This is a genomic window from Iamia sp., assembly GCF_035575815.1.
In the GTDB taxonomy this organism is placed as follows: Bacteria; Actinomycetota; Acidimicrobiia; order Acidimicrobiales; family Iamiaceae; genus Iamia.
The window spans coordinates 1-19,218 of sequence record NZ_DATLXO010000040.1 but is presented as its reverse complement, the minus strand read 5'-3'; the positions used below and the strand labels follow the sequence as shown (position 1 = coordinate 19,218).

The 19,218-nt window shown below is 73.5% G+C and carries 15 protein-coding genes; 4 read left to right on the top strand and 11 right to left on the bottom strand.

Features of this window, described 5'->3' with window-relative positions; all coding sequences use genetic code 11:
* Nucleotides 1-55 precede the first annotated feature (55 nt).
* The 5 genes from VNL12_RS03885 to VNL12_RS03865 form a co-directional block, all read right to left on the bottom strand.
* The gene (locus VNL12_RS03885; protein WP_325591662.1) at nucleotides 56-343 is read right to left on the bottom strand and encodes a DUF3039 domain-containing protein; all 288 of its coding nucleotides are present in this window, start codon (nucleotides 341-343) and stop codon (nucleotides 56-58) included.
* 12 nt (nucleotides 344-355) lie between these two features.
* Nucleotides 356-1,321 carry a nitronate monooxygenase family protein gene (locus VNL12_RS03880; protein ID WP_325591660.1) on the bottom strand — a complete coding sequence of 322 codons (966 nt, stop codon included), beginning with the start codon at nucleotides 1,319-1,321 and terminating at the stop codon, nucleotides 356-358.
* Between the two features lie 120 nt (nucleotides 1,322-1,441).
* Nucleotides 1,442-2,653 (bottom strand): geranylgeranyl reductase family protein, encoded by a 1,212-nt coding sequence (locus VNL12_RS03875; RefSeq protein ID WP_325591659.1) that lies wholly within the window; start codon nucleotides 2,651-2,653, stop codon nucleotides 1,442-1,444.
* Nucleotides 2,650-4,428: a wax ester/triacylglycerol synthase domain-containing protein gene (locus VNL12_RS03870; protein WP_325591657.1), complete on the bottom strand. Its 1,779-nt coding sequence runs from the start codon at nucleotides 4,426-4,428 to the stop codon at nucleotides 2,650-2,652. Before VNL12_RS03870 ends, VNL12_RS03875 begins: the two co-directional genes overlap by 4 nt.
* A 147-nt stretch (nucleotides 4,429-4,575) precedes the next feature.
* Nucleotides 4,576-6,261, bottom strand: coding sequence for a VanW family protein (locus VNL12_RS03865; RefSeq protein WP_325591655.1), 1,686 nt, complete (start codon nucleotides 6,259-6,261; stop codon nucleotides 4,576-4,578).
* Between the two features lie 129 nt (nucleotides 6,262-6,390).
* On the opposite strand from VNL12_RS03865, the gene VNL12_RS03860 reads away from it, so the two are divergent.
* The 3 genes from VNL12_RS03860 (at nucleotide 6,391) to VNL12_RS03850 (ending at nucleotide 9,257) form a co-directional block, all read left to right on the top strand.
* A complete protein-coding gene (locus tag VNL12_RS03860) occupies nucleotides 6,391-7,293 on the top strand; it encodes an SDR family oxidoreductase (RefSeq protein WP_325591653.1) in 903 nt (300 codons plus the stop codon).
* A 94-nt stretch (nucleotides 7,294-7,387) separates the two neighbouring features.
* Nucleotides 7,388-8,254 carry a MaoC/PaaZ C-terminal domain-containing protein gene (locus VNL12_RS03855; protein WP_325591651.1) on the top strand — a complete coding sequence of 289 codons (867 nt, stop codon included), beginning with the start codon at nucleotides 7,388-7,390 and terminating at the stop codon, nucleotides 8,252-8,254.
* Nucleotides 8,255-8,381: 127 nt separating this feature from the next.
* Nucleotides 8,382-9,257 carry a phospholipid scramblase-related protein gene (locus tag VNL12_RS03850; RefSeq protein ID WP_325591649.1) on the top strand — a complete coding sequence of 292 codons (876 nt, stop codon included), beginning with the start codon at nucleotides 8,382-8,384 and terminating at the stop codon, nucleotides 9,255-9,257.
* Between the two features lie 592 nt (nucleotides 9,258-9,849).
* On the opposite strand, the gene VNL12_RS03845 is transcribed toward VNL12_RS03850, so the two are convergent.
* From VNL12_RS03845 to VNL12_RS03820, 6 genes are read right to left on the bottom strand one after another with little or no spacing between them, the layout of a single operon-like run.
* Entirely contained in the window at nucleotides 9,850-11,118 is a 1,269-nt protein-coding gene (locus VNL12_RS03845) for an ABC transporter ATP-binding protein (RefSeq protein ID WP_325591647.1), read from the bottom strand.
* 4 nt (nucleotides 11,119-11,122) lie between these two features.
* On the bottom strand, nucleotides 11,123-12,112 hold the full coding sequence (locus VNL12_RS03840) for an ABC transporter permease (RefSeq protein ID WP_325591645.1): 990 nt from the start codon (nucleotides 12,110-12,112) through the stop codon (nucleotides 11,123-11,125).
* A 39-nt stretch (nucleotides 12,113-12,151) separates the two neighbouring features.
* Complete coding sequence (locus tag VNL12_RS03835) at nucleotides 12,152-14,695, bottom strand: glycosyltransferase family 4 protein (RefSeq protein WP_325591643.1); 2,544 nt, start codon at nucleotides 14,693-14,695, stop codon at nucleotides 12,152-12,154.
* Nucleotides 14,692-15,951 (bottom strand): glycosyltransferase family 4 protein, encoded by a 1,260-nt coding sequence (locus VNL12_RS03830; RefSeq protein ID WP_325591641.1) that lies wholly within the window; start codon nucleotides 15,949-15,951, stop codon nucleotides 14,692-14,694. Before VNL12_RS03830 ends, VNL12_RS03835 begins: the two co-directional genes overlap by 4 nt.
* A 4-nt stretch (nucleotides 15,952-15,955) precedes the next feature.
* Nucleotides 15,956-17,236, bottom strand: coding sequence for a hypothetical protein (locus VNL12_RS03825; RefSeq protein WP_325591639.1), 1,281 nt, complete (start codon nucleotides 17,234-17,236; stop codon nucleotides 15,956-15,958).
* A gap of 35 nt (nucleotides 17,237-17,271) precedes the next feature.
* Nucleotides 17,272-18,315, bottom strand: coding sequence for an FkbM family methyltransferase (locus VNL12_RS03820; RefSeq protein ID WP_325591637.1), 1,044 nt, complete (start codon nucleotides 18,313-18,315; stop codon nucleotides 17,272-17,274).
* Between the two features lie 73 nt (nucleotides 18,316-18,388).
* Between VNL12_RS03820 and VNL12_RS03815 the strand changes: the two genes are divergently transcribed.
* A partial coding sequence (locus VNL12_RS03815; RefSeq protein WP_325591635.1) for a site-specific DNA-methyltransferase occupies nucleotides 18,389-19,218 on the top strand: 830 nt, incomplete at its 3' end.

The window sequence follows — 19,218 nt, the reverse complement described above, 5'->3', positions numbered from 1 at the left end:
CGCGCCCACATCCACCGGCAACGAACGGCTCTTACCGCAGTTCGTGGGGTGGGGGTCAGCCCGGGCTGCTGCTGCCGCCGTCGCGGGCGGCGCGGGCCGCGTCGAGGATCTCCTTGCAGGTCGGGCACACCGGGTAGCGGCCGGGGTCGCGGGTGGGTACCCAGCGCTTGCCGCAGAGGGCGGTGACGGTGGCCCCGGTGATGTAGGCCTCGGTGACCGCCGAGGCCGGCACCACGACGTGGGCGAAGCGCTCGTGGTCACCGTCGTCGGTGGTGGTCCGCTCGTCGACCTCGGTGCGCTCGTCGACCTGGGTCGCGGGCTGGAGGGTGGGGATCTCGGTCATGGCGTTCCTCGCTCAGACGGGCTTGGCGGCGCGGGTCAAGGCGGCCTCGGCCTCGGCCATGAAGCGCTCGACGAGCGTCGCCGCCGGCACCAGCTCGTCGATGGCGCCCGCGCCCTGGCCGGCGGGCATGAACTCCCGATCGGGGTCGACGTCCCGGGTGGTCGCGCCGCCGCCCAGGTGGTTGGCGCCGTCCTCGATCGACCGCAGCACCTGGAACGGGAACGGCTCGGGCGTGCCGCCGCCCTCCTCGAAGGCGCGGGTGTAGGCGTTGCGGACGACCCGGCACGTCTTGCCGGTGTAGGCGCGGGTCACGACGGTGCCGTCCTCGCCGAGGCCGAGCAGCGCCTCCTTGTAGCCGGGCACCGCCTGGGCCTCGGGGGTGGCGATGAAGCGGGTGCCGACCCAGACACCGTCGGCGCCGAGGGCCAGCGCGGCGGCCAGGCCCCGCCCGTCGCTGATGCCGCCGGCGGCCACCACCGGGATGCGGTCTCCCACCGCGTCGACCACCTGGGGCACCAGGGCAAGGGTGGCGACGGTGCCGGTGTGGCCCCCGGCCTCGGTGCCCTGGGCCACCACCAGGTCGCAGCCGGCCTCGAGCGCGGCCACCGCGTGGCGCACCTTGCCGCACATGTTCACCACGAGGAGGTTGAGGTCGTGGCACAGGTCGACGACGTCACGGGGGACCCCGAGGCCGGCCACGTAGACGGTGGCCCCGGCCTTGGCGATGTCGCGGACCTTGGACTCGAAGTCCTGGGGCGCTGCGGTCAGCAGGTCGACGCCGAAGGGCTTGGCCGTGCGCTCGCGCACCTCGGCCATCTGGGCCACCAGCTCGGGGTGGGCCATGGCCGACGCCCCGATGCAGCCGAAGCCTCCCGCCTCGGACACCGCGGCCACCAGCTCGGCGTAGGAGACCCCGCCCATGCCCGCCAGCATCACCGGGTGCTCGACATCGAGGATCTCGGTCAGTCGGGTGCGCATGCACCCGACCCTAGTGACGGGACCCGGCCGGGTGCGGAGCCGTCCCCGCCGACCCCCGACATCGCGTCGGTGCGTCGCGCTGACCCCGGACATGGCGGCGCCAGGACGGATGCCGGTCGCTCAGCGGTAGGAACCGGGGCCGGTGAACATGCCCCGGTGCCAGCGGTGGGGGGTCGCCACGAGGGCTCGAGGGTAGTCCTCGAAGAGCCACCGGGCGAAGTTGCGACGGGTCCACGGGGTCAGCCCCGCCAGCCGGACCGCGGCGTCGGCCCCTCGTCGGTGCCGGAGGAGCCCGACGAGCGCATCGGCCACCCGGTTGTCGATCGCCAGCCCCCGGGCGACCTCGCGCTCGTAGCGTTGCGTGACCTGCCGGGCGCCTTGGGATCCCGCGGCGACGATGGCTCGCGCCGCACCCATGCCGGTGCTGAGGGCCTGGCCGATCCCCTCGCCGCTCATCGGGTCGCTGGCCGCGGCGGCGTCTCCGACGAACAGCGCGCGCCCTGTGGTGAGGGCGATGCGATCGACCCGGGCCGGTATGGGCCAGGCCCGGTGGGGGCCCTCGGGCTCCCAGTCCGAGCCGAGCACCTCGGCGATGCGGGGCCGGCGCAGCAGGGTGCGCCACACGTCGGCCATCTCCTGGATGCTGATGCGGCCGCCGCGGTGGATGCCGAAGCCGACGTTCACGGAGCCGTCGGCGAGAGGGAACGACCAGGCGTAGCCGGGCAGCAGATCGGGCTCGAACCACACCCAGAGGTCGCGCCGGGCCGGCTCGGCCACACCCCGCAGGTACTGGCGGAAGGCGTGGGACTCGCCGCGGTAGCCGGGGACGGCGACGCCCAGGCACTTGCGCAGCGGCGACCACATGCCGTCCGCGCCGATCACGTAGCGGGCCCGCACCTCGCCGAGACCGGCGACGGTGGCCGCCACGGTCGCTCCGTCGTCGTGGGCCGAGAGCAGGGCGCAGCCGTCGTGGACCTGCGCCCCGGCGGCCCGGGCGGCATCGAGCACCGCGGCGTCGAGCTCGGAGCGGCGGGCGGCCACCGCGTACGCCCCCCGACCGCGTGGGAACGCAAAGGCCGCGGGCCGCCCGGTCGGCGGGGCGATCACCACGTCGGTGACGACCCGCCACGACGGGACGGACGCGGCCTCCACGCCGAGCTCCTCGAGGAGGGGCAGGGCGCCGGCGGTCAGGCCATCGCCGCAGATCTTGTCGCGCGGGAACCGGGCCTTGTCGACCACGAAGACGTCGCGCCCGGCCCGGGCGAGGGTCACCGCCGCCGCCGCCCCCGCCGGCCCGCCCCCGATGACGAGGACGTCGGTGCGGATCGTCACCGAGGCGAGGTCGGACGCCCGGACGGGCGAGCCCCCGAGCGGCGGCGCGCCGCTCCGCCCCGGGCCGCGCCGCGGGCCGTACCGTCGGCGGCCGACGCCTTCGTGACCGTTCCCTTCTTCGTCGTCGCCGGCGTGGCCGTCCTCCTCTTCGCCGTCGTCCTCTTCGCTGTCGCCTTGGTGCTCGCCGCCTTGGTCGACCTGGTGGCCGCGCCCCCGGCCTTCCTCGATCCTGTGACCGTCCTCGACGCCTTCGGCTTCCTGCCCCTGGTCGTCGCCGCCGTCGCCTTCGGGCCGGGACCCTTGGTGGCTCGCTCGGTGCTGGTGGTCTCCGCGCTCGGGGGCGGCACCGAGGTGGGTGCGGGGGACGGGTCGGCGGCGGTCAGGATCTCGTCCCACCCAGCGCGCAGCGCGGCCACCAGGCGGTCGGGCTCGGTGACCGCTGCGGGATCCATGTTGACGCCGATGTGGAGGTCGTCGAGGTAGCTGAGCAGGGTCAGGTTGGCGGCCGCGCCGGTGAGCGGCCCGAGGGCGAACATGGCCTCGACCCGGCCGCCGGCGGTGTAGATCGGGATCGGCGCCCCCGGGACGTTGCTGGTGACCAGGTCGACCCCCTTCAGCATGGATCCGAAGAGCCCGGTGCTGAGCGAGGTGGGAAGGCGCCGCAGCAGCCCGGCCAGCGGCTCGACGAAGGCGAGCGACGGCTCGCCCCGCTGGCCCAGCACGAGCTCGTGGAGCACCTTCATGCGCGCCGCCGGGTCGCCGATGTCGAGCGGGATCGGGAACCGGGCCGGGACGAACTGGTTGCCGGCGAGGTCCTCGGTGCCGACGGTGCGCACGTTGATCGGCATCGTCATGCGCAGGGCCGCGGCGGACGTGCCCATCTCGCGGTGGTAGCGGGTGAAGCCCGCCGCGGTGGCGGCGACGAAGGCGTCGTTGAGCGTCGCGCCGGCCGAGCGGGCCGCCACCTTGACCGCGGCCATCGGCACGACGAGCGTGTCGAAGCGAACCGAGAGCGAGCGGCCGGTCATCAGCGGCGATAGCGGGGCGGTGGCCGGCGCCGCGAGACGGACCACCGAGGCGGCCGTCGCCGCCGCCCGCGCCAGGGCCCCGGCGGGGTCGGCGGCGGCGTCGGCCACGGTGCGCACGGTCGCACCCGACACCGTTGCGCCGGAGCGGCCGATGATGCCTCGCGCCCGGCGCTGCTCGTGGGCGATGGCGTCGATCCAGCGGGCGGCCTGGCTCATCACCGGCGCCGGCGGTGCCGGGGGCATGTCGGCCCCGCCGGTCGGATCGCGCTCGAGCTCGAACATGATGAGGGCGAGCTTCACGCTCCCGACGCCGTCGGTGATGGCGTGGTGGACCTTCAGCACCAGGGCGGCCCGGCCGTCCTCCATGCCCTCGATCAAGGTGGCCTCCCACAGCGGCCGTGCCCGGTCGAAGCCGGCCATGGCGATGGGCTGGGCCACGTCGAGCACGCTGCGCAGGTCACCGGCGCCGGGCACCCGCACGAAGCGGACGTGGTAGTCGAGGTCGAAGTGGGGGTCGACCTCCCAGCGGGGCGGAGCGATCGACAGCGGGTTGGCCCGCACCCGCTGGCGGAGGCGGGGCACGAGGCGGGTGCCGCGGTCGAGCAGCTCCCGCAGCCGATCGTGGTCGGGCGCTCGATCGAGGACCGCGACGGCGGTGATCGTCGAGCGCAGCATGGCGTCCTTCTCGATGGTCCACATGAGCGCGTCCGAGTCGCTCATCCGGCTCTCGTAGGTCAGCTCGCCCATCCGCGCTCCACCTCTCCCGACCGCGGGTGGCCGGCGGGCGCCATCATGCCCGGCGGTGGTGGTCCCCGACAGCCGGAGCGGACGTCGTCAGGTGCCGCCCGGGGTCGGTCTCGACTGATCGGCCGCGGCCGCGGGCGGGGAGCCGGGTCAGCCGTCGCAGGTCCGGGCGCCGGAGTCGCGGTAGCGGGCGGCGACGGTGTCGGTGGCGGTGCGACCGTCGGGGTAGGTGATCGTGCGGGTGGTCTCGACCCGGGTGCACGCCCGGCCCGAGCGCTCCTCGCTCTGGTCCGTCTGCTGCCCGAAGGCGTGCTGGGTCGAGTACAGGGTGACGGTGACGCTCGTGTCGGTGTGGGAGGTCCAGATCAAGATGCCGTGGGGTGTGTCGTTGGTGAAGGCCAGGTCAGGGTTCTCCCAGCCCATGGTCGCCTCCCGGCCCCGGGGGTACCGGCTGAAGTACTCCGAGTGGGCCTGGTAGGCCTCGAAGGGCAGCCCGGCGAAGAAGGCGGCGTTGAACATGGTGGTCGAGAACTGCGATACGCCACCGCCGACCTCGTCGACGTGGACGCCGTTGTCGATGGCACCGGCCGGAACGAAGCCCTTCTCCCGGGTGCGCTGCCCGACGTGGCCGTTCAACGAGAACGTCTCGCCCGGCAGGACGACGGCGCCCCGGGTCAGATCCGCGATGCGCCGGATGTTGGTGACGCGGGGCGCGCCGGGTTCGTAGTAGGTGGTGAACGACTTGACCTGTGGTCGGCCGTCCCAGAGGGTGGTGGTGCCGACGGGCTCTGAGATGCCCAGGGAATAGGCCTCCTCGGTGGTGAGGTCGGGCTCGTCGACGAGGGGGTCGACCTCGATGACCTCGGTGCCGGCGGCGATGGCCTCGGCGATGCGGGTCGCCGAGTCCTCGGCGCAGCAGCTGATCCCCACGACGGCGGGGGTCAGCCGCACGGCCCCGTCCACCACGGCGAAGCTCGCGCTCTTCGGCTCGGCGTCGCCGAGGGAACCGACCCGGTCCTTCAGGGCCGCGTCGATGCGCTCCTCGTCGAAGCTGAGCTCGATGCCATCAGAGCCCATGCGGGAGCGGGTCCACCCCCGCAGCTCGGGGACGTCGAAGGTCACGGTCTTGCCGGACACGTTCACCACCAGGGGCTCGGCGGTGAGCGCTTCGGCCTCCTCGGCCAGAGCCCGGGCCTCTGCGTCGGAGACCCGCGGCGCGCGCGTCTCGGGCTCCACGGCGATGGTGATGGGGTCCTCGTCGGCCCGAGCGGCGGCGAGCAGCCGGTCGGCCACGACCTCGGGGTCGAGGGCGCGACCGACGACACCGTTTTGGACCCGCACGGTCTCGGGCGAGGCGACGATGGTCGGCTCGACCGGTGTGCGGCGCTCGGTGCCCTCCAACCCGGCCAGCACGAGGGCGAGCTGCTCGGAACGGAGCGTGTAGCGGGGCTCGACCTCATAGGGCGAGACGAACGAACGGGCCCAGGCCAGGGGACGCAGCGGGGTGGCGCCGGAGCGGCCCTCGGCGAGGACGGCGGACGCGGTGGCGTCCCGGTCGATGGCCAGGCTGAGCTCGGCCGCGGTGGCCTCGAGGGTCGTGTCTCCGGTGTCGATCCGGACCTCGGTGGCGCCGAAGTCGACGGCGTCGCGGTCCACCGCGTCGTTCACGGCCTCCTCGGACTCACCCCCCAGGTCGTCGCCGTCGAGCTCGACGTTGCGGAGGCTGCCGTTGGCTGCCGCACTGGTGTCGAAGGCCCACGCGCCGAGGAAGACCATCACCACGAGGACGGGGAGGCCGAGTCCGAGAAGGAGGCCGAGCCGCGGTCGTCGTCTCACCCCTCCACGATGCCACCTGCCACTGTCAGATCCGAGTCGAGGGCCCCCGGAGGCGGGCGGATGCGCCCTCGATCGGCGCGGGTAGGGTCACGCTCCGCCAACGCTGGCTGACCTCTCGAGGAGTCCCCGATGACCGGAATCTGCGACGGAAGGGTCTGCATCGTGACCGGGGCCGGCCGCGGCATCGGGCGCGAGCACGCCCTCATGCTGGCCTCCGAGGGGGCCAAGGTGGTCGTCAACGACATCGGCGGGGAGATGGACGGCAGCGGGCGTTCCACGGGCCCCGCCCAGGACGTGGTCGACGAGATCGTCGCCGCCGGCGGTGAGGCCGCGGTCAACGGCGACGACGTGTCGAGCTGGGACGGTGCCGAGCGGATGATCACCCAGGCCGTCGACACCTTCGGGGCGCTCCACGTGCTGATCAACAACGCCGGGATCCTGCGCGACCGCATGCTGGCCAACATGTCCGAGGCCGAGTGGGACGCGGTGATCCAGGTCCACCTGAAGGGCACCTTCGCCCCCGCCCGCCACGCCGCGGCCCACTGGCGCGAGCGCTCCAAGGCCGGTGACGAGGTCGACGCCCGCATCATCAACACGTCGTCGCCGTCGGGCATCTACGGCAACGTGGGCCAGACGAACTACGGCGCGGCCAAGGCCGGCATCGCCAGCTTCACCATCATCGCGGCCAAGGAGCTGGCCCGCTACGGGGTCACCGTCAACGCCATCGCCCCGGCCGCTCTCACCCGCATGACCGAGAACCTCGGCATGGGCCAGGCCGACGAGGAGACCAAGGAGAAGATGTCGCCGCGGTGGATCGCGCCCATCGTCACCTGGCTGGCCTCGGCGGAGAGCCGCAGCGTCACCGGGCGGGTCTTCGACGTCACCGGGCAGGCCCTGTCGGTCTCCGAGGGCTGGCACCGGGGTCCCACCGCCACCCCGGTCGAGGATCCCGCGCTGGTGGGCGAGATCGTCACCCAGCTGGTGGCCGACGCCCGCCCCAACGCCAACATGATGGGCTTCGACGAGCAGTAGGCGACCTCGGCGGGGCCGGCTGGGTAGGGTCGCTCTCGCACCGGGGGCCGTCCGGCCGGACGCCTCGCACCCCGACCCGCCCCGGAGGCGCCTGATGCCCATCGATCCCACGGCGGTCGGCTCGCAGAGCGAGCCCGTCCGCCACTCCTGGACCTCCAGCGACGCCATCCTCTACGCCCTCGGCGTCGGGGCCGGCGCCGTCGACCCGCTCGACGAGCTCGGCTTCACCACCGAGAACTCCAACGGCGTCACCCAGCAGGTGCTGCCCACCATGGCGGTCGTGCTGGGCGTCGGCGGCGGTGGGGCCTTCGGATCCATCGGCTCGTTCAACCCGGCGATGCTCGTCCACGGCGAGCAGGCGATTCAGCTGCACGGCCCGATCCCCGTGGCCGGCGAGGTGGAGACCGTCGGGGAGATCACCGCGATCTACGACAAGGGGAAGGGCGCGCTGGTGGAGGTGCGTTCGGCCTCGACCGACACCGCCACCGGCCAGCCGCTGTTCACCACCACCATGTCGGCGTTCATCCGCGGCGAGGGCGGCTTCGGCGGCGAGCGGGGCCCGTCGGGCCCGAAGAACCCACCGCCCGAACGGGCGCCCGACCACGAGCAGGCCTACGTCACCCGCTCGGACCAGGCCCTCATCTACCGGCTCTCGGGCGACCGCAACCCGCTGCACTCGGACCCGACCTTCGCCGCCATGGGCGGCTTCGACCGCCCGATCCTCCACGGGCTGTGCACCTACGGCTTCACCGGGCGGGCGCTGCTGCACCGCCTCTGCGAGGGCGATCCGACGCGCTTTCGGGCCATGGAGGGCCGCTTCTCCTCGCCGGTGATGCCGGGTGAGCGCCTCATGGTGCACATGTGGGAGACCGGCGCCGGCGAGGCCCTCTTCCAGACCACCGGCGACGACGGGCGCGCGGTGCTGAGCGGCGGCCGCCTCGCGTACGCGGTGGCCTCATGAGCGAGCGCAGCGAGCGAGTCAGAAGGTACGGGCTCTCTGGCGGCGGAGTCCGCGGAGCCGACAGCGCTCATCGGTGCCCGGCGAACGCCAACGTCGTGCACGTGACCGACGACGTGACGGTGCACCGATGACGACCCCGGGTGGGACGCCGGCGGGGTGGTACCCCGACCCGCACGCGCGCTACGAGCAGCGCTGGTTCGACGGCGCGCAGTGGACGCCGCACGTCGCGACCCGGGGCGTGACGACGACCGAGTCCTCCGACGACTGGGCGTACGCGACCGGGGTGTCGAGCTCGGACCAGGTGCAACAGCAGGTCACCCGGGCCGCCCAGGACCGCTACGCCGGTGCCCCCGGTTCGCGCGCGGCGGCCTCCGACGCGGATCCGGCCGGTGCACCGGCGCCGGGCGGTGGGGGCACCATCTTCACCGAGCCCGTCCTCGTCGTTAACCAGAAGGCCAAGGTCTTCGAGGTCACCAACGAGTACGCGGTCTACGACCAGCACGGTCGCCAGATCGGCGCCGTGCGCCAGATCGGCCAGTCGGCGGCGCGCAAGGTGCTGCGGGTGGTCAGCAACCTCGACCAGTACCTGACCCACCGCCTCGAGATCGTCGACGAGGCCGGCGCCCCGCTGCTGCGCATCACCCGGCCGGGCAAGATCCTCAAGTCCAAGTTCCAGGTCGAGCGGGGCGATGGCCAGCCCGTCGGCGAGATCCTCCAGGAGAACGTCTTCGGCAAGGTCCGCTTCAGCCTCGTCGCCGGTGGCCAGTCGGTCGGATCCATCAACGCCGAGAACTGGCGGGCGTGGAACTTTTCCATCAGGGACGCCGGGGGCAACGAGGTCGCCCGCATCACCAAGACGTGGGAGGGCTTCGCCAAGGCCATGTTCACCACCGCCGACAACTACGTCGTCACCCTCCACCGGCCGCTGGACGAACCGCTGCGGTCTCTGGTCGTGGCCTCCGCTCTCAGCGTCGACACCGCCCTCAAGCAGGCCGAGAGCTAGAGCGTGCGCCACCCCGCCCGTCGGGCAGATCGATGAAGTCGGGGTAGAAGTCGGTGTCGTCGAAGCGGCGAGCAGCTCGCGGTCGTGGCTGATCAAGAGGACCGTCTTGTCAGCGGGCTCCGCCAGGAGCGTTGATCTGCAGATCTCGACAGATCTTGCGGACGAGCCGGACGTCGACCTCGCGGTGACGCGGCACGACCGACGGCGAGCCGGTCGGCCCGCGCACTTGGTGTGGTTCGCGCCTTCGCCGACGACCCGCGCTCCGTTGTCGCCGGGGGGCAGGTCATCATCGGGGGTGAGCATGACGACGAGGGCGTCGAGGACGTTGGCCCTCGCCTCGTCGCGCGTGCGACCTTGGCTGTGGGTGCCCGGGACCTCGGGGACCGAAGCGATGATCCAACCGTCGTCGCCCTGCTCGTAGCTGATGGTCATGCTGAGCGTGCTGGTCCCCACGCGGGAGAAGATACCGGCCGCGACCGTCGCCGGGAGCCCCTTGACTGGGGTTGGGACGTGACCGCCGGTCCCCTGCCCCCTGACTGAACCGCCCGCTGGGGGGACCCCCGACGTACACCTCGGTCAGAATCGCACGGGATCAGAAGTTGAAGATGTGCTCGACCTTGACGGGGAAGTGGACCATGCCCCGGGTGCGGGTGGGGTTCATGACCGAGAAGTGGTCCTGGAACCCGCGCTCGTCGTAGATGGTGCCGCCGTCGTGGGAGTGGATGGCCACGGTGAGCTGGAACGTGCCGTCGAGCAACGGAACGTGGTCGAACGCGAAGACGACCTCGCCGTCGCCCGACACGGCGTGGATGTGCTGTTCGAGCACGTCGGTGGTCGTGCCCATCAGCCGCGTGCCCTGCTCGTCGAAGATCTCGACGGCGAAGGCGACGTCGGTGATCGTGCCGGTGGCCGAGTAGCCGATGCGGAGGTTCAGGGGCTGACCGGGAAGGAGGTGCCCGGCCTCGGTGTCGGGGTACTCGGGGATGACGTGGCGGATCTTCACCGTGGCCGCCTCGTCGTGGACGAGGTCGGCGGGGACGACGATGATCGGCATCTCGCCGGTGGCGGGGTCGATGGCCACCGGCGGGGCGTGGTCGGCCTCCTCGGCCGCCAGCGGGATGTCGACACCCCGCGCCGCGAGGGCCTCGCGAAAGGCCCGGATGGCCTCGCCCGGAGGACCATCGGCAATCTTGTGGCCGTGGTCGAGCACCACCGCCCGGTCGCAGATCTGGCGCACCGTGTCGGTGGCGTGGGACACGACCAGGATCGTGCGCCCGTCGCGCTGCATGCGCCGGATTCGGTCTATGCACTTGCGCTGGAAGGCCTCGTCGCCCACCGAGAGCACCTCGTCGACGAGCAGGATGTCGGGCTCGACGTTGATGGCCACCGCGAACCCGAGCCGGGCGTACATGCCCGAGGAGTAGTGCTTGACCTGCTGGTCGATGAACTCCTCGAGCTCGGCGAAGTCGACGACGTCGTCGAAGATCGCGTCGACCTGGACCTTGGAGAACCCGAGGATCGACCCGTTGAGGAACACGTTCTCGCGCCCGGTCAGGTCCGGGTGGAACCCGGCCCCCAGCTCGAGCAGGGCGGCCAGGCGACCCCGGGTGGTGATGGTGCCCGACGTGGGCCGCAGCGTGCCGGCGACGCACTTGAGCAGGGTCGACTTGCCGCTGCCGTTGTGGCCCAGCATGGCGAGCGTCTCGCCCTGGGCGACGTCGAACGACACGTCGTTCAGGGCGTGGAACCGTTCCCACTGGACCCGCCCGGCCCGGATGACGCGCTCCTTGGTCGAGGTGGGCTTGTCCTTGGCCAGCTTGAAGACCTTGCTGACCGACTCGATGGTGATGGCGTCGGTCACCCGCTCAGATCTCCTCGGCCATGTCGTCCTCGAGCCGGCCGAAGAGCCAGAGCGCCCCGAAGAACAATGCGATGGCGAACAGTCCGACCCACGAGAGGCGGGTCATGTACCAGTTCAGCGGGTGGTGGATCAGCGCCGGCACCTGCTGCTCGCCCATCCGGTTGCCGATGTCGAAGGCCTCGTTGTTGTTCGTGTACCAGCCGAACGTGGTGCCCTCGGGGTTGTAGAGCACCCGTTGGAAGGTGAGGATGATGGGAAGCACCGGGTTGAGCGACGCGATCCACTCGCGCCCGGCGCCGAGGCGTTCGGCGACCTGGCGGTACGGGTAGACGATGGCCGACAGCCAGAACCAAGCCAGCAGGGCCAGCTCGAGCAGGTGCTCGGTGTCGCGCAGGTAGACGTTGATCGCGGAGAGGGCGATGGCCAGCGCTGAGGCCAGGATCAACAGCACCAGAATGGCGTAGGGCAGGGCGATGGCGTACTCGAGCGACGGCGCCCGTTGGAAGATCGCCAGGGCGGCCACCAACACGGTGGCCTGGAGACAGAAGTGAACCACGGCGGCGCCGATGGCGGCGAGGGGCAGGATCTCGCGCGGGAACCACACCTTCTGCACCAGCTGGGCGTTCGTGGTGATCGATCCGGTGCCCGAGCTGAGGGCGGTCGAGAAGAAGTTCCAGACCAGCAGCCCCGAGAGGAAGAAGATGGCGTAGTAGGGCACCTGCACCCGCAGGACCTCTTGGAACACCACCGAGAACACCACGAGGTAGAGAGCAGGGTTGAGCAGCGTCCAGACGAACCCGAGGACGCTGTTCTTGTACTTGACCTTGAGCTCCTTGCGCGTGAGGTTCCCGAGCAGCTCGCGGTAGTGCCAGACGTCGATCAGGCGGCGGATCGGGTTGGGCCGCTTCGAGATCTCGAGGGCGGGGGCGACGTCGCGCTCGGGCCCGGGGCCGTCCGGCGCGAGGTCGGGCACAGGCGGGGCGGTGGCGGTCACGACTGCCCGATGATAGTGGGCGCGGCACGCGGACCCCCATCACCGACGGCGGATCGCGTCGACCACCGCGGCGAGCGAATCGCCGAGCCCGGGCCAGTCGTAGTGCCGCTCGACGAGGTCGCGTCCCGCGGCAGCCCGCTGGGCGGCGGCCGTCGGATCGGCGACCACAGCGCGGATGGCCCGGGCCAGGTGCGACGGCGACACCACCAGCAGGTGCTTCCCGTCGACGACGTCGATTCCCCGGGCCCCGACCTCGGTGGTGACCACCGGGGCACCGGCGGCGAGGTACTCGATCACCTTCAGGTTGGTGCCCGACCCCGACATCATGGGGTTCAGGGCCACGTGGGCGGCGCGCAGGAGGACATCACGCTCCCGGTCGGCGACGACGCCCACGAACACGACGTTCGGCGGCGCGGGGCGGTTGGCGAAGGCGTCACCGTGGCGCCCACCCAGGACGAGGAGCACCTCGGGGACCCCAGCCGCCAGCTCGATGAGGATCTCGGCCGCCACCAGGTTGGGTGGGTGCCAGCTGCCGAAGAACACGGCCAGGCTCGTGACCTCGCCCGCCCGGGGGTCGAGGGATCGGTAGCGCGCCACCCACTGCTCGCCCCGACGGCGCCGCGCCCCGGGCGAGGGGCGGCGAAGGGCGGCGCAGTCGGTGCCGTTGGGGACCACCCGAGCATCGGTCCCCGGGCGCCCGACGGCGGCGGCGAGGGCCTCGGCGTCGGCCCGGCTGCAGGCCGTGATCGCCGCGGCGCGGCCCGCCGCGGCCCGCTCCACCGCGACCACCTGGTCGTAGACCGCGGTGCCGGCGGCACCGGGGGGCAGCACCTCGGCCTTGAGGTCGGCCTCGACGTTGAACGCGTCGTAGACGAAGGGCAGCGCGATGCCGGCCTCGTCGAGCGCGGGGAGCAGGTAGGGCTCGGCCAGGATGACCACGTCCGCGTTGCGCGTCGCGGCCCGCAGCACGCGCAGGTACTCCGGCGTCAGCGCGATCTCGGATCCCGCGGTGAGGTCGCTGACCGGCAGGCCGACCGCAAGGGTCCGCTCCTCGGCCGCCCGGCGCTGGGCGGCGCTGATGGGCACCGCGGTCTCGACGAACCCGGGCCCGAGCACGGTCGACCCCGCCGGGCCGCCGTCGGTGAGGCTCACGATCTCGACGTCTGCGTGGCGGGCCAGGGACCCGTAGAGGTGGTAGCTGCGGAGCTGGCCGCCGTGGCCCCGGTCGGCCACCCGGAACGTGGTCGTCACGACCACCCGCGCCCGGTCGCCGTGGCGCGTCCGGTGCCCTCCGAGGCGGGTCTCCCCCCCGGGTCCGGAACCGGCCGTCGCGGCGCGGGGGCCGACGGAGCCGGTGGCCGCGCTCGTGGCGCCGTTCGTCGCGCCCCCGGTCGCGGTCGTGGCGCGGTTCGTCGCGCCCCCGGTCGCGGTCGGTCCGAGCAGGGTGCGGATCACCGATGGCCAGCTGATGCGGGCCGCCCGCCGCTGCGCCGCGGTCCCGAGGCGCGCGGCGCGCTCGGGATCGGTCACGAGGGCGGCGAGGGCCCGGCCCAACGCCACCGGGTCAGGCGCCACCACCAGGCCGTCGGCTCCGTTCGTCACCAGCTCGGCCGGGCCGCCGCTGTCGGTGCACGTGACGACCGGGGTCCCCGCGGCCATGGCCTCGACGGCGATGAGCCCGTAGTCCTCGTCGAGGGGGACGAAGGGCACCGCCAGGGCGCCGCCGTAGAGGTCGGCAAGCGCGGCGTCGGGCACGAACCCGACGAAGCGGATGCGGGGGTCGCCTGCGGCCAGGGCCCGGAGCCGGGCCTCGTCGGGTCCGGTGCCCCCGATGAGCAGGGGAACCTCCCCGGGGACGTGGGCCATGGCGCGGATCAGCAGGTCGAGCCGCTTGGGGTGGTCGAGCCGGCTGGCGGTGAAGAGGTGCGAACGGGGACCGCCGCCGGGTCGGGGCGGGACCAGGTCGGAGGGAGCGTGGGCCACCCGCGCCCCCACGCCCTCGGGCAGGTAGTCGGCGCGGGTCGCGACGGTCCGCGAGAGGGCCACGTGCCGGGCGATCTCGGTCGGGTCGAGGGCCACCCGATCGAGCCACCGCACCACCAGCCGGCTGACCGGGCCGGGCAGGGCGAGGTCCGGGTGGTCGGCCCCGAGGGCGGCCACCGCGGCGTCGAGGTGGTCGAGGACGTCGCCCACCGCACTGCGCCGGGCGGGCTGCCCCACTGCGTCGAGCAGGGCGGCGGTGGCGGGCTGGACCGGCCCGGGGGCGGTCGGGATCCCGAAGTGGCCGTAGGTGTCGTAGAGGCCGCGCAGCGGGTGGAACATCCACAGCACGTGGCGCGGGTGCGGGCAGATCCAGGCGGGGTACTTGGAGCTGATGACGACGTCGAAGTGGTCGAGGTCGAGCGCAGCGAAGGCGCGGTAGCCGGCGGCAACCTCGGCGAGGGTCGATTCCCGCACGGGGAGCTTCACCATCTCGGCCTCGTGACCGGCGTCGAGCAGCGCCGCGTAGAGCCCGGTCCACGCCCGTTCGGCCCCGCCGCGGGTGAACGGCACCGGGGTGGGGGCGACGATGGCGACCTTCACGCCGCGCCTGCCGACCCCGCGTCGGCTTCCTCCAGGGTGATGGCGAGGGCCAGGCGGATCTGGTCGTCGGCCCGGTCCCAGGTGATCTCTGCGGCCCGGGCGCGGGCGCCGGCGGCGAGGGAAGCGGCCAGCTCGGCGTCGGTGAGGATCCGCTCGACGGCGGCGGCGATCGCCGCGCCGGTCGGCTCGACCACCAGGCCGTCGACCTCGTGGCTGACCAGGTCGGCCAGGCCGCCACCGTCGTGGCCGACGACGACGGGCGTGCCGTGGGCCATCGCCTCGATGGCGGTGAGCCCGTAGTCCTCGTCGAGGGCGGGGGCCACCACGCACGGCGTGGTGGCGTAGAGCCGCTCGAGGGTGGGGTCGTCGACCCGGCCGGCCAGCTCTATGTTCGACCGCCACCCGTCGGGCGCGGGCTCGTCGACCTCGGCCCGGCAGCACCACAGGGCGGTCTCGTCGACGGCGTCGAGGTCGGTGCCCGGGCGGGCCAGGCGGTGGTCGACCGAGCGGACCCAGTCGGCGCGGCCCCCGGACCCGACGATCACCGCCGGGACCCCTGGCAGGCGGCGCAGGGCGGCGACGAAGAGCTCCGGTCGCTTGGGGAACTCGAGGCGCCCGACGCAGAGCACCGGGCCGTTCCGCCGGGCATCGGCGCTCTCGTCGCGGTCGGCTGCGGTCCCGGCGGCGCCGCCCACCGCGACGCCCGCGTGGAACAGCGACACCCGGTCGATCCCGTTGAAGCGGCCCAGGCGGCGGCGGACCGTCTCGGACCCGGCCGCGAACCACCGCACCGCCTCGAGGCGAGGAGCGTCGAGGGCTCGGATCTGGGCCCCGGCCTGGCGGTGCAGGGCAGGATCCGCAGCGAAGCCGGCGGCGATCCACAGGTCCTCGAGGTCGTAGTAGACGCGGTGGTGGTGGAAGAACAGGCTCAGGTGGTGCGGGTGGGCGTGGGCGAAGGAGGGGGGTTGGGTCGAGAGCACGGCGTCGTAGTGGCGGGTGCCCATGGTCTCGAACGCGGCGACCGCAGCGAGGTAGCGGAAGTACTCCGGCGCCGCGTGCCAGACCTCGTCGGCCACCTCCACCCCGAACGGGGAGTGGGGGAGCGCGCCCACGTCACACGTGAGACGGGTGACGTGGTGACCGTCGGCCCGCAGGGTCGCCTCGACCCGGTCGACCACGCGCTCGAAGCCCCCCGCCACGCCGATGTCGGGCTTGAGCAGGGCGATGCGACGACCGGTGCCGACCCCGGCGCTCACTGCGTCACACCGGCGCAGGAGGCCCGCCGGCGGTCCGAGCCACCACGGCGTAGGTGGCGGGCCCCGGCTCGTCGGGATCACCCAGGGCGACCACCTCGGCCTCGGCGTACCCCCGCTCGAGCACCAGCAGGGTGAGGGTGCGGGGGTGCAGGGGCCGGCGGCGCGGGTCGGCCCACTGAGGGTCGTCGGTCCCCTGGCCGTTCGGGTGCGCGGCGCCCAGCACGAGCACGCCGCCGGGCCGCAGCGCAGCGCGCGCCGTGTCGACCAGGTCGACCAGGTCGGGGAGGGCCACCACGTCGGCGAGGACGGCGGCGGTGATTGCTCCGGCCGAGCCGGCGGGGGCGGAGCGGACGTGGGCGACCGGTTCTTCGGCCACGACCCGGTGACCTCGCCCGCGCAGCGCCTCGACGTGGTCGGGGTCATCCTCGACGCCAGACGCCTCGACACCGACCTCGTCCCACACGTCGAGCCACTCGCCTCGGTCTGACGCCAGGTCGAGCACGGGGGCGGCGGCGGCCGCGGCGACCACGGCGTCGGCCACGACCCGGGCCTGGCGGCGGAGGACCTCGGCGTCGGGTCGGCCGGCGGCGGCCAACTGGCGCAGGAGGTGGGCATCGGCGCGGCCGGCCTCATCGGCCAGCAGCCCCAGGGCGAGCGCCGTCGAGGGCGCAGCGCCCGCGGCGGTGACGGCGTCACGGGCGGCGCGGAGCACCACGTCCTCGCGCGAGCGGGTGGCGGCCCCGGCCTGGCGCAGCTCGACCAGGTCGGCCTCGGCGCCCTCGATGCGGCGGACCAGGTCCTCGGCGTGCGCCGCCAGGTCGGCCACCTGGGCCGCGAGGTCGGCCGCGTCGGCCTCGAGGTCAGCCGCTCCCACCTCGACGGTGGCGATGCCGGCCTGCACCCGCTTCAGCGTGCCGTCGGTGCGCTCCTCGACCGTCTGAACGGTGCCGGCCAGCTCCTCGACCACGTTGGCGAGGCGGTCGATGGCCACCACCAGGTCGCGGTTGAAGGGGACCTGGTGGGACGTGACCGGCCGCAGCCCGACGAGGACGGCCTTCTTGACCGAGCGCAGGCGGGCCGCATCCGGGAGGTCGGTGCCGGCGTCGGAGCTGTGCCATGCGGTGTCGAGGTGCCGCCGGGTCTCGCCCAGCGCGGCGCGGGCGCGCGCGGAGAGCTGGGGGGCCGGTGCGGGCGCAGCCCCGGCCCCGGCCGCAGCCCGCTCACCCACCTCGGCCACCACGCGGGCGGTCTCGGTCGGCGTCGGGGGTTCGTCCTGGGCGGCCATCGTCGGTGTCCTCGGGGGGCAGGGTCGGGGCGAGGCTACTGGTCGGCCCGAGCGGTCCCGGAGACCGGGTGGCCGACGAAGTAGTAGTTCGCTCCGGTGCGGTACTGCTCGGCGAACGCCTCGGCGCTGAGGGGCGGCCGGCCGGCCAGGTGGTCGTCCAAGAGGCTGATCGCCATGCCCGCGCCGGCGAAGAGCTCGAAGACGTCGTGGGGGCGGGTGAGGTACATGCCGGCCCCGCTCAGCCCGAACTCGAAGATGGTCACGGGGCGGTGCTGGCCCAGGGTGCGGGTGGCCCCGCGCAGCACGCCCAGCTCGCCGCCCTCGACGTCGATCTTGAGGATGCGCACCGGGTCCTCGGGCGCGATGACGTCGTCGAGGCGGGCGGTGCGCACCGTGATCGTGGTGACCTTGTTGCTCGCCGCGAAGCTCCGCAGCTGCAGGCCGCTGAACTGCGGGTTGGTGGTGACGTGGTGGAACTCCGCCTCGCCCGCGGCGTCGGCGAGGGCGATCTCGTGGACCTCGACGCCGGGGAAGTCGCGGCGGAGGGCGGCGGCGTGCTCGGGGAGCGGTTCGAAGGCGTGGTGGTTCCCGCCGGGCGCGGCGGCCACCAAGTGGCGCAGGATGAGGCCCTCGTGGGCCCCCACGTCGATGCCGACGTCCTGACTGCCGCCGAGGGTCCGGCGGATGATCTCGGCGGTCCACTCGTCGTAGCGCTCGTTGCGCACGTCGAGCGGGGCGAACCGGGCCCGCACAGCCTCGGTCGCCTGGGCGACCCGCTCGAGCGCCGGCTGGAGCCCCTGGGCCGCAGCCGCGGTCGTCTCGGCCGCGGTCGCGCCCCGCACCGCCTCCGACCGGGAGGCGCCCACCTGGGTGGCCAGGGCCCCGACCTGGGTGGCGAGCGCCGCGATCCCGGCGCGCAGTCCCGCCAGCTCGGACGCCTGGTGGTCGAGCGACCGGCGCAGCTCGTCGGTGCGGTCGTTGCCCTGGGCCGCGACGTGGGCCTGGCTGCGACGGGCGGCCGCCCCGGGCCGCAGCACCCGATCGAGGCGTCGGAGGCGATCGAGGGTGCGCTCGTCCATGGCGCGCGGAGGCTACCCGCCGACGTGTCGCGCCTCGCTCCGGCTGTCACAGCCCCTCGGTAGGGTGCGCTCCATGGCCGACGCATCTCGCCGTCCCCGGCGCCGCACGACCACCTCCGCGTTCGGGGTCGGCCGCCGTGAGGGCCATGACGCCGGCGACTTCTACGCCCGGTTTACCGCCCCCACGCTCAGCACCGACGAGGTCGTCGTCCGCCACGTCCCCGACGAGCCCCTGGTGCACGGTGACGCACGCGACATGCGCGAGCTCAAGGACTCCTCGGTCGCCCTGGTGGTGACCTCCCCGCCGTACTTCGCGGGCAAGGCCTACGAGGCCATCGACGAGGCTGATCCCCGCATCCCCGACAGCTACGTCGCCTACGCCGCCATGCTTCGCGACGTCTTCGCCGAGTGCGTGCGGGTGCTCGAGCCCGGCGGGCGCATCGCCGTGAACGTGGCCAACCTGGGCCGCAAGCCGTACCGGTCGTTGTCGGCCGACGTCATCCGCATCCTGCAGGACGACCTGGGCCTGCTCATCCGCGGCGAGATCGTCTGGGTGAAGGCCCGGGGCGCGGGCGGCAACTGCGCCTGGGGCTCCTACCGCAAGCCGGCCAACCCGGTGTTGCGCGACGTCACCGAGCGGGTGGTCGTGGCGGCCAAGGGTCGCTTCGACCGGGCCGTCGACCCGGTGCGGCGGCGGGCGGCCGGGCTGCCCCACGCCGCCACCCTCACCGGCGACGAGTTCCTCGACGCCACCCTCGACGTGTGGGAGATGGCCCCCGAGTCGGCCTCGCGCGTCGACCACCCGGCGCCGTTCCCCGTCACCCTGCCCCAGCGCCTCATCGAGCTCTACACCTACGCCGATGACCTGGTGGTCGACCCGTTCCTCGGCTCGGGGACCACCGC